General features: G+C 69.0%; 3 protein-coding genes. 1 reads left to right on the top strand and 2 read right to left on the bottom strand.

What is annotated here, in order from left to right; all coding sequences use genetic code 11:
- The first annotated feature begins 374 nt into the window (after positions 1-374).
- Positions 375-872 carry a DUF6764 family protein gene (locus tag ACFWF3_RS30575; RefSeq protein ID WP_379317162.1) on the top strand — a complete coding sequence of 166 codons (498 nt, stop codon included), beginning with the start codon at positions 375-377 and terminating at the stop codon, positions 870-872.
- A gap of 125 nt (positions 873-997) precedes the next feature.
- Here the strand turns inward: ACFWF3_RS30575 and ACFWF3_RS30570 are convergent, their stop codons facing one another.
- Together ACFWF3_RS30570 and ACFWF3_RS30565 are read right to left on the bottom strand one after the other, a co-directional pair.
- Positions 998-1,933, bottom strand: a complete 936-nt coding sequence (locus ACFWF3_RS30570) for an NADP-dependent oxidoreductase (RefSeq protein WP_379317160.1) — start codon at positions 1,931-1,933, stop codon at positions 998-1,000.
- A gap of 76 nt (positions 1,934-2,009) precedes the next feature.
- On the bottom strand, positions 2,010-2,891 hold the full coding sequence (locus tag ACFWF3_RS30565) for a DODA-type extradiol aromatic ring-opening family dioxygenase (RefSeq protein ID WP_379317158.1): 882 nt from the start codon (positions 2,889-2,891) through the stop codon (positions 2,010-2,012).
- Positions 2,892-2,925 lie beyond the last annotated feature (34 nt).

Here is a 2,925-nt window from a genome sequence, read left to right as displayed (position 1 = left end):
AAACCCGTGTGCATCCCGGGCATCGTCAACAAGATCTCCGCCGTCGCCATGAAGCCCCTGCCCATCCGACTGGGCTACCTCGCCGGAAAGACCCTCAACCCCTTCAAGAACGGCTGAGCCCTCGCTCGCTCGTCGTGTTCAGCGGCGGCGTGGCCGCCCGGCCGATCTCGGAGCCCACCTGTACGGGCACCTCCACGCTGCCGCGGCTGCTCAACGGTCTCGCCCGTCCTGCGAACGTAAAAGTAGCCGAGTGCATCGAATTTGCATCATTAGGTGCGTAAGCTGAAGGTTGTCCAACTCAGATTTCAGCTCGACCGGGCAGCCTCGCGGGTTGCCGGGTACGAGCGACACGATCGAGAGCGAGGGTGACCCCGATGTTCAGCTTCACTGCTAGGCGCGCCGCGGCCCTATTGGTAGGTGCGGGTGCGGTTTCACTGTCGGCTCTGGTCGGCGGCCCGACAGCGAATGCCGCGCCGGTCGCGGCCTGTCCGGCCCCCGGCGCTACCACGGCCCAGGCGGGCGAGGAGGGTGCGTCCTGCGCCGCGGAAAGCGAGGCCATGGGGGCGGCCGCGGCATACGGACTCGACGGCAACGCCGACGCCGACGCCGCCCCCACCAGCCTGTCGCTCGCGATCGCGGCGAACGGCGGCGCGGCCGCCTCGGCATCGCAGTACCTGTCCGGACCGGCCGCGATCGCGGTGGGGCCGGGTGCACTGGCGGTTGTCACCGGCGTGCGGCCGGGACTGTCCATCGGCATCGCCGGACCCGGAGCCACGGTGACTGTCACCGGGACCTCGACACCCACCTGTGCGGGCGGGCCCGGATTCGCAGGTGACTTCCAGACCCTGCAGGGATGCGTGTCGATGGGCTGACGCCCCGATCCGGCAAGACCCTAAACGATCTTGCATTCCACCTGGCCGACGGCGAGCTCGCCCGACCCTCGATGCGGAGGCGCTTCCCACTCGAGCGGGAAGCGCCTTACCTCGGTCGGGTGCGATCAGGGGGCGAGCACGACGGTCTTCCCGGTCAGTCGACCGGCGCCCGCGTCCGCGTGTACCTCGGCCAGCTCTGCGACCGGGCGACGGTCGGCGATGTGGAGGCGGAGCTTGCCGGCGTCCACTTTGGCGACCAGCTCGCTCAGTTGGGCCCCGTCGCTACTGACCCAGAGACTCTCGCTGCGGACCCCGCGGGCGGCGTCTTCGGGAATGGGGCCTGCCGAGCTGACGGCGATCCCGCCGTCGGCGACATAGTTCGTCAACTGTGCGAGTTCCTCGGAGGAAACGCGCACATGGTTCACCACCACCTGGAACGGACCACCCACCGCGTCCGGACCGTCGGCGAGGCTGAGCGGGCCTTCGACCCGGACTGCGCCGTAGCCGCCGAGCCGGTCCGCGTGCTCCGGCGCGTCCACCGCGGTTACCCGCGCTCCCGCATCGACAGCGAGCTGCACCACCAGGCTGCCCACCGCACCCCCCGCCCCGTTGACCAGGACCGTCTGCCCCGGCTTCAGCTCGGCGAGCTCGAACGCCAACTGCCAGGCGGCGAGGCCGGTCAGCGGCAGCGCCGCGGCGTCCGCCAACTCGATCGACTGCGGCGCCGCGGCCAGGGACTCGGCGGGAACCAGCGCGAATTCGGCTGCGCCGCCCGCGGAGTCGAGGGGCAACATCGCCACGACCCGGTCACCGACCGCCAGGCCCGTCACATCCGCGCCGAGTTCGACGACGGTGCCCGCCAGGTCGATGCCCGGCACATACGGCAGCACGATCGGGAGCATCTGCGCCAGATGCCCGGCGCGGATGTGATCGTCGACCGGGTTGAACGAAGTAGCGACGACCTGGACGAGTACCTGCCCCGGCGCGGGGACAGGACGTTCGATGTCTTCGTAGCGCAGGACTTCGCTGGCGCCGAACTCGTGGAAACGGATTGCCTTCATGAAACTGTCCTCCAGGGTGTGCGATCTCGTCGCCGCGGGATGAGGCGATCGAGTGGGAAGGGAAAGCCGAACCGGCTCAGGTCAGCTGGACCGAGCGGATGGAATTGCCCATGACCAGGCGGTCGATGGCGCTCACCGCACCGGCGGGGTCCGCAGCGGCACCGACAGTGAGCAGCAGCGGAACGAAGTGTTCGGCCGTCGGGTGGGCAACCGCGGCACCGGGCGCCTTCCTCCGGTGATCAGCCAGCGCATCGACGTCACCGCGGGCGAGAGCATCGACTGCCCACTCATCGAAAGCTGCTGTCTCGGCGACGAGCTCAGGATGGCGGAAGACGGCGAAGCTGTGCGTCATGAAGCCCGAGCCGAGCACGAGAATGCCTTCTTCGCGTAGGGGCCGCAGGCGTGCGCCGAGTTCGAGGAGCACGCGGGGATCGAGGCCGGGCATCGAGAGCTGTACGACCGGGACATCGGCAGCGGGGTACATGGCCATGAGGGGGATGAAGGCGCCGTGGTCCAAGCCGCGGTCAGCGAATTCGTGCACGGGCGCAGGGCCCAGCAGACCGGCGATTCGGCGGGCGAGGTCGGTGGCGTCCGGGGTCGCGTAGGGAAGGGTCTTGTAGTGGGGGTCGAAGCCGCTGAAGTCGTAGTAGAGCGGAGTGCCTGCCACGGCCGCGGTGACCGCGGCTGGTGCTTGTTCCCAGTGGGCCGAAACAACAACGATGCCACGGGGTTTGGGCATCGACTGAGCCCAGGCGAAGAGGTCGCCGAGCCACTGCGGATCGTCGAGGGTGAACGGGGCACCGTGGCTGACGAACAGGCTCGGCAGCGGCCCGTCGGCCGGACTCCACAGGAGGTGTTCGCGCGCCTGTGGCATAACACGGGCGAGCAGCTCCGTGTAGGCGGCAGCAGGCTTGCCCGAAGCTCGGCCGTTCGCGGAGAGGCGGCGGCTGGTTGTCATCAATATCAGCTCCTCAAGTTGCCCTGGAAAGTAT

The sequence above is a fragment of the Nocardia sp. NPDC060220 genome (genome assembly GCF_042727815.1).
Lineage (GTDB): Bacteria > Actinomycetota > Actinomycetes > Mycobacteriales > Mycobacteriaceae > Nocardia.
Note: the sequence above shows the minus strand (reverse complement) of the source record. Positions and strands in the feature narration are given on the sequence as shown.

What these genes read in the sequence shown, in the direction of transcription:
- ACFWF3_RS30575 (WP_379317162.1), top strand. Translation starts at nt 375, where the DNA reads ATGTTCAGCTTCACTGCTAGGCGCGCCGCGGCCCTATTGGTAGGTGCG.
- ACFWF3_RS30570 (WP_379317160.1), bottom strand. Translation starts at nt 1,933, where the DNA reads ATGAAGGCAATCCGTTTCCACGAGTTCGGCGCCAGCGAAGTCCTGCGC.
- ACFWF3_RS30565 (WP_379317158.1), bottom strand. Translation starts at nt 2,891, where the DNA reads ATGACAACCAGCCGCCGCCTCTCCGCGAACGGCCGAGCTTCGGGCAAG.